The organism is Vibrio sp. M260118 (genome assembly GCF_036533755.1).
Lineage (GTDB): Bacteria > Pseudomonadota > Gammaproteobacteria > Enterobacterales > Vibrionaceae > Vibrio.
Genome location: NZ_JATABG010000672.1, coordinates 1 through 697 on the forward strand (window position 1 = coordinate 1; position 697 = coordinate 697).

Annotated in this window: 1 protein-coding gene and 1 pseudogene; one reads left to right on the forward strand and one right to left on the reverse strand. The window is 44.2% G+C overall.

The window, feature by feature from the left end:
• A pseudogene (locus QTO00_RS20465) lies at positions 1–203 on the forward strand (CDP-alcohol phosphatidyltransferase family protein); the annotation flags it as partial.
• A gap of 37 nt (positions 204–240) precedes the next feature.
• Here the strand turns inward: QTO00_RS20465 and QTO00_RS20470 are convergent.
• Positions 241–697 (reverse strand): class I SAM-dependent methyltransferase (locus QTO00_RS20470; protein WP_331426375.1); only part of this gene is annotated, 457 nt, incomplete at its 5' end.

A 697-nucleotide genomic window follows, 5' to 3' on the forward strand; every position in this document is an offset into this window, starting at 1 on the left:
ATAATCCAGTTTATCAACACAAGTCGCTCTACTATATGAGTGGATTAACCGAAGGAACGGAAACCATCGGCTGCTTTGTTTTGTTTTGTTTATTCCCGCAGCATTTCGCGCTTATCGCCTTTATATTTGGCACTGCCTGCTGGTTCACCACTTTTACCCGCATCTACTCTGGTTTCCACACCCTAAAAGCGCAAGATAGCTAAACGAAAGAAGCGCCACTAACGGCGCTTCTTAAATCAATTAACGAAACCTAAGCACTTTTAACGATGCTTCAGGATCGCTGTCCTCGAACTCTGGCGGATTATCAAGGCGCTCAACAAAACTTAACGCAGGCGCTTCCTCATGCATACTATCAATTAGGAACTGACTGGTCACCTTAGGCGAGTTAACACACGCAATCACTTCTCCGCCCTCTGACAAAAGCTCAGGAAGCTTCCTTAAGATACGTTTGTAGTCTTTGGTCAGAGCAAAGCTGCCTTTCTGAAATGATGGCGGATCAATAATAACGAGATCATAGCTACCCATCTTTTTGATTTTTCCCCAAGAACGGAAAATATCATAACCCAAGAATTTCACTTGGTTAGTATTGTGTCCGTTTAGCTTGTGATTCTCTCGACCTTTCGATAATGACGAACGCGACATATCAACATTAACAACCTGATCCGCACCACCGTCAATGGCAGCAACCGAGAAGCCA